Below are 2,976 nucleotides of genomic sequence, written 5' to 3'. Positions count from 1 at the left end.
ATGAAACTTTGCGTGCAAAGTGTAGTGTGTTACACTTTCTATTAATCTATCGATTTTCAGAAAGGGTGCGTACCCCATGAGTTACTCCATTATCCGAATGCAGAAAATGAAATCAAATGGGATAAAAGGGATTCAATTTCACAACCAAAGAGAGAGGGAAAGTGAAACGAATCCCGACATCAATAAAGCTGATTCTCATCTGAATTATGACTTGATAAACGGTCAAAGGCAGATTGATTACAACGAGAAAATTAGCCAAGTAATTGAGGACAATGTGACCTCTGGAAAAAAGATCCGTAAAGATGCAGTTAAGCTGGCTGAATTCTTAATTACCTCTGACAAGGAATTCTTCGATAAAATTTCACCCAAAGAGCAGAAAAGGTATTTTGAAACGGCTCATGAGTTCCTTGCTGATCGATACGGTGAAAAGAATTTAATCTATGCGACTGTTCACTATGACGAGAAAACCCCTCACATGCACGTAGGCTTCGTTCCAGTAACGGAGGATGGCCGACTATCGGCTAAAGATTTCTTTGGCCAGAAAAAGCAACTGGTGAGTCTTCAGGACGATTTTAATCAGTACCTGAAGCAAAATGACTTTAATTTGGAAAGAGGGGTCTCGTCGAGCCGTAAACACGTGGAGACGGCTAAATATAAGGCTCAAACGTTTCAAAGCATGGAGAAGGAAGCCCAAGAGAAATATGAGCGGACAATGGGGCATATTCAAGAGATTGATGATAAATCGAAATCGATTGCGAATATCGAAGCTAAAAAGGTTCTAGGGCTTGTTGGAATGAAGGAACAAGACTACAAAAGCCTAGTCGATTATGCGACCAATGGTGTGGCTTATCAGCTACAAGCAGAGAATCTGCAGAAAGAGTTGGAAAAGACTCAAAAAGAAGTTACGCAGCTGAAAGCTGATATGCAAATTGGACAAGATAAAATTCGCTATTACTACAAAGATATTGAAGAGAATTTAGACTCCTTAGCAGAGAAAAAAGCACTGCAAAAAGTGAAGCAAACAGACATTGTAAAGAACTATGGAGACTTGATAGAAAAGTACAATGGACTCGTTAATAAATATAATGACCAGTTGAAGGAGAAAAAGGAGTTAAAACAACAGGTGGACACTCTAAAAATTGAGAACCGGTCTTACCAAAATGAGAATCGGGAATTGAAATTAGAGAACGGAAAATTGAAGGGAAAACTCGTGCAGATCAGCAAGGAGTTTTCTGTTTTTAAAGAGAGGGTGGGCAAAGTTTTACACGCTCAACTTGACCGAGTAAAAACGTTCTTGAGGATGAATGATGTAGACCGAAGTACAATCAAGTTCCTGGATGATAGGCAAGATAAATTAGTCCAGGACTCTTTAGAAAAAATGGAGAAGCCACAAAGGCAAAAAGGGATGGAGATGGAACGCTGATGAAGGTGAAACAATTGGTTGAGAAGTTGGAGAAACTAGACCAAGAGGGAGAATTAATGCTTTTTATGAGGGATAGAAAGAGACCTCATTTAGGTTCTGGAACTCTTATTCCAATAAAAGATATTGGTGTTTTTACAAGTGTTGACCAAGATTCAAATGAGGGCAAATATGCTCTTGAAATAAAGAAAGGCGAGTAGTTATCTACTCGCTTTATTTTAAGTTTTCACGTTCTCTAAGGGCTTTAAATTTATCAAATTGGCTTTTGTATTCAAAGTCCTTGTTTTCCTTTTTGCTGACAAGGATTTTACCATCGTATTTAGCAAATTTCTTTTTGTCATTGCCATCTGTCCAAGCAAGGTCTTCGTTCACTACATAGACGTTTGATGTTCCCATTTTTAAAACATTTAAAAATCCATTCTCCTCTAAAAGCTTTACTGCTCTGTAAACTGTTGACCTTGATTTGCCAAAATAATCTTCAAAAACTGCATAAGAACAAGCTAAAGCATTTCTGTTATCCATGTGTTCCAAGATAAAAAATAATAAAGAACTTGCGAAGTTATGATTTGCCATTAACCATCTTAATTCTGGCATGTTGTCACGATAAAGCTGGATGAAATTATGATTTTTCTTTTTCTCTTCAAATTGCTCTTTGTCTTTGTTTTCTTGCTGTTCAAGATCAATAAGTCTTTGAAGCATTTGAAGTTGTTCAGGGGTTAACTCAACATTAATTTTTCTCTGCTCGTCCAATTTACGCACCTCTGCTGGCATAGAATCCTTCTCTCCCTTGTTATGTATCATCAGCTGTGATACCTATATGTATAATTTATGACACATCATAGGTCAAAAATGAACTATAGTCAAGCAAAAAATGACACATCTTAATTCAACTATGTGTCACAAGCTATGACACATATACGTGTCACAAGCTATGACACATTACCTTAACTAAAACATTGATATATCAACATTTTTTCTGTGTTCCCTTCTATATCTCCTAAAGGGCTTTTCTCCACGCAAGGTTCGGGTAGTATTTTTCGGACAGACCACCGAAAAATCTCCACCCTTTTCTCCTTGCATTCCGAAATTTTGGCGGTGCTGTACTTTCGCCAAGCCGACGTACCTAAAACGAGGAATTCAGGAAATCGGCTTGCTCGAGCCATTATACCGCCAAAACCGCCAGAGCTTCCGTTCATAAATTTTCTCTTTTGCCTTATGGATCTACGCAATATGGGGGCTTCCCCCAAACCCCCTTGCCAGCCTCCACCCTAAAACAAGGGGAGAATTGATGGTGTTCGAATAAAAATCTTTGATATTTAGAAATCTAATTTTAAAGAAGGGAGTTGAGCTTTCATGAATAGTAACAGTAGCATTAATAAAAGTAATTTAAATTTATTAGCCGTAGTAGCACTAGGATTGACGACAATTTACACCGCAATATTAGCGACTCAATTAATGTCCACAAAACATAAAGTTGATTATTTATATTACAAAGAACATTTTCAAAAAAATAATAAGGGGAATAATAATTAATCGCTAAAACAATGAGAGGCGCT

Annotated in this window: 3 protein-coding genes; 2 read left to right on the top strand and 1 reads right to left on the bottom strand. The window is 37.4% G+C overall.

Annotated features, from left to right (window positions below; translation table 11 throughout):
* Positions 1–76: 76 nt before the first annotated feature.
* Both mobV and ACF1AG_RS34700 read left to right on the top strand, forming a co-directional pair.
* Positions 77–1,423 (top strand): MobV family relaxase, encoded by a 1,347-nt coding sequence (gene mobV, locus ACF1AG_RS34705; protein ID WP_053082646.1) that lies wholly within the window; start codon positions 77–79, stop codon positions 1,421–1,423.
* A gap of 14 nt (positions 1,424–1,437) precedes the next feature.
* The gene (locus tag ACF1AG_RS34700) at positions 1,438–1,620 is read left to right on the top strand and encodes a hypothetical protein (RefSeq protein ID WP_350835256.1); all 183 of its coding nucleotides are present in this window, start codon (positions 1,438–1,440) and stop codon (positions 1,618–1,620) included.
* 13 nt (positions 1,621–1,633) lie between these two features.
* Here ACF1AG_RS34700 and ACF1AG_RS34695 read toward each other — a convergent pair whose 3' ends face one another.
* Positions 1,634–2,191, bottom strand: coding sequence for a replication/maintenance protein RepL (locus ACF1AG_RS34695; RefSeq protein ID WP_048558832.1), 558 nt, complete (start codon positions 2,189–2,191; stop codon positions 1,634–1,636).
* Between the last annotated feature and the right edge of the window lie 785 nt (positions 2,192–2,976).

The sequence above is a fragment of the Streptomyces sp. NPDC014764 genome, assembly GCF_043082785.1.
Lineage (GTDB): Bacteria > Actinomycetota > Actinomycetes > Streptomycetales > Streptomycetaceae > Streptomyces > Streptomyces althioticus.
Note: the sequence above shows the minus strand (reverse complement) of the source record. Positions and strands in the feature narration are given on the sequence as shown.